1 protein-coding gene is annotated in these 283 nt (G+C 63.3%); it reads left to right on the top strand.

From position 1 onward, the window contains the following. On the top strand, positions 1 to 283 hold a 283-nt coding region (locus PVZ80_RS00215), incomplete at both ends, for a T1SS-143 repeat domain-containing protein (protein WP_273863280.1).

Genomic DNA, 283 nt, shown 5'->3' with positions numbered 1-283 from the left:
ATCTTCCAGTCCGGCGCCGATGTACCGCTGACTTACTCCCTGTCGAGCGACACCAGCGGCCTGCCTGCCCTGACTTCCGGTGGAGTGGCGCTGGTGTACAGCGTCGCTGGCGACACCCTGACCGCCAAGGCGGGTGCCGTCGATGTCTTCACCTTCAGCTTCAGTGCCGCCGGGGCCTACAGCTTCACCCTGCTGCAACCGCTGGACCATCCAGCGGGCAACGACGAGAACGACATCACCATTAATCTGGGCACGATACTCCAGGCCACGGATAACGATGGCG

This window comes from Pseudomonas sp. B3G-3 (genome assembly GCF_028640915.1).
Lineage (GTDB): Bacteria > Pseudomonadota > Gammaproteobacteria > Pseudomonadales > Pseudomonadaceae > Aquipseudomonas > Aquipseudomonas chlororaphis_I.
The sequence above is the reverse complement of the archived record's forward strand: the minus strand, read 5'-3'. Positions and strand labels throughout refer to the sequence as shown.